Origin of the sequence: Colwellia psychrerythraea, from assembly GCF_000764185.1 — a bacterium.
GTDB lineage: Bacteria > Pseudomonadota > Gammaproteobacteria > Enterobacterales > Alteromonadaceae > Colwellia > Colwellia psychrerythraea_B.
The window spans coordinates 1-640 of record NZ_JQEC01000050.1 but is presented as its reverse complement, the minus strand read 5'-3'; the positions used below and the strand labels follow the sequence as shown (position 1 = coordinate 640).

Sequence of the window (640 nt, the reverse complement as noted above, 5' to 3'; positions counted from 1 at the left end):
TATTACCGGTAATACAGCACAAGATATTACCTTAGGCACAGATATCGCGCGTATTGAGACGTTAAATGCGCAAGTTGGTACGAACACTTTACGTGGAGAAAACGCGACTAACGATTGGAATATCACTGCTGCCAATACAGGTACTATCGATGACCAAACCACAACATTAAGCTTTACTAATTTTATTAACCTGATTGGTGGCACAGCGGTAGATACCTTTACATTATCTGATGTAGCGCTTGTTACTGGTTTAATTGATGGTGGCGCTGGTAGCGATAAGGTTGATATAACTGGGAGCACAGCACAAGACATTATCCTAGGTACTGATATAACTCGTATTGAGACGTTAACCGCACAAATAGGTACTAACACTTTACGTGCAGATAATACCACTAACGATTGGAACATAACCGCAGCGAACACTGGCACAATTTATGACCAAACCACTACATTAAGTTTCACTAACTTTATTAACTTAGTCGGTGGCACAGGTGTCGATAATTTCACCTTAGCAGATATCGCTCATGTGACGGGCTTAATTGATGGTGGTGCAGGTAGCGATAAGATAGATATTACCGGTAATACAGCACAAGATATTACCTTAGGCACAGATATCGCGCGTATTGAGACGTTAAATGCG

Annotated in this window: 1 protein-coding gene; it reads left to right on the top strand. The window is 41.2% G+C overall.

The window, feature by feature from the left end; all coding sequences use genetic code 11:
- A partial coding sequence (locus GAB14E_RS25140) for a hypothetical protein (protein WP_033083616.1) occupies window positions 1–640 on the top strand: 640 nt, incomplete at both ends.